This is a genomic window from Staphylococcus edaphicus (assembly GCF_002614725.1).
Classification (GTDB): domain Bacteria; phylum Bacillota; class Bacilli; order Staphylococcales; family Staphylococcaceae; genus Staphylococcus; species Staphylococcus edaphicus.
The window spans coordinates 1-546 of sequence record NZ_MRZN01000044.1 but is presented as its reverse complement, the minus strand read 5'-3'; the positions used below and the strand labels follow the sequence as shown (position 1 = coordinate 546).

Here is a 546-nt window from a genome sequence, read left to right as displayed (position 1 = left end):
CAAAACCAAACCCCTTCATATAAAACAATTAATCGATTTAGAGTGAATCCTAAAACGGATGCTTTATTGGCATCTCTTTTTATTCAATTTCATAGTCAGTGCCTTGAACAATCTCTTATTGATGACACAAAGGTAGAAGCTAATGCCAATAAATATACATTTGTATGGAAAAGAAATATTCAAAACTATGAAACTAAGATGAATGAAAATTCAACGTTACTTTATCAAGAACTAGTTAAAAATAAAATTGTACCTGAAATTAAAGAAGATAGGGATATAAATTTAACTCAAGAAGAAATTGATCTAATAGGAACACACTTAGATAAAGAAATCGAAGATTTAACCAATCAAATGAATGAATCAAAGAACGTTGAAACAAGAAGAATAAAGCGTAAAACTAGAACTGAAATAAAAAAATGTAGAAAAAGAATTGGAGAATATTCAGAACGTAAAAATAAATACAGATATCAGCAATCTATTCTTAAAGATAGAAATAGTTATTCTAAAACAGATCATGACGCTACTTTTATGAGAATGAAAGACGAT

Annotated in this window: 1 pseudogene; it reads left to right on the top strand. The window is 27.5% G+C overall.

What is annotated here, in order from left to right:
* Positions 1 to 546, top strand: a pseudogene (locus BTJ66_RS13445) (IS5/IS1182 family transposase); the annotation flags it as partial.